This window comes from Paenibacillus sp. EKM301P (genome assembly GCF_011800295.1).
GTDB lineage: Bacteria > Bacillota > Bacilli > Paenibacillales > Paenibacillaceae > Paenibacillus > Paenibacillus polymyxa.
Map to the genome: position 1 here is coordinate 1 of NZ_JAALFM010000081.1, position 483 is coordinate 483.

Consider the following 483-nt stretch of genomic DNA (forward strand, 5'->3'; position numbering starts at 1 on the left):
ACGCGAAGTGAGCGAACGCCTGAAGGAACTGGCGGCGCACACAGGCTCTACCCTGTATATGGTGCTGCTGGCGGCGTACACCGCACTCTTGCATCAATACAGCGGCCAAGAGGACATCGTTGTCGGCACGCCGATTGCCGGACGACCGCATGCCGATTTGGAGCCAATCCTCGGGATGTTCGTCGGTACGTTGGCATTGCGAAACTATCCGACAGCGGAACATACCTTCCGCAGCTACGTGGAAGAAGTGAAGGTTCGGGCCCTGCAAGCCTACGAACATCAGGACTATCCATTTGAGGAATTGGTGGAAAAGCTGAATGTGAAGCGGGATATGAGTCGCCATCCGCTGTTCGATACGATGTTTACCCTGCAAACGACGGAGGAAGGCGAGCTGCAACTGGCAGACCTGAGCTTCCGTCCATACGGCTTGGAGCAAACACCGGCGAAGTTTGACTTCACGCTGGAAGCCAGAGAGGAAGAGGC

The 483-nt window shown here is 56.3% G+C and carries 1 protein-coding gene; it reads left to right on the forward strand.

Going from position 1 to position 483, the window contains the following annotated elements:
* On the forward strand, positions 1-483 hold a 483-nt coding region (locus HFD99_RS24910; protein WP_167441063.1), incomplete at both ends, for a condensation domain-containing protein.